A 233-nucleotide genomic window follows, 5' to 3' on the forward strand; every position below is an offset into this window, starting at 1 on the left:
TAATCCTATTCTTTCGCTTATTGCTTTGGAGTAGGAAAATTGGCTTTTTCTCTGTTGTAAAGGAAATTGATAAAGGCAGAGAAAACCTTTCATTTTTTTAGGTGTTTTTGTAAATTCAAAAGAACGCTACGCTTTTTGCTTCGTGTGTGAGGTTTCGGCTTTTCTATGCCAACTGACGACAAAAATTTTTGGAAGAATAAAACTGCAATGAAATGGAAGCTAGAAATAAAATT

Source organism: Riemerella anatipestifer, assembly GCF_009663465.1.
Lineage (GTDB): Bacteria > Bacteroidota > Bacteroidia > Flavobacteriales > Weeksellaceae > Riemerella > Riemerella anatipestifer_C.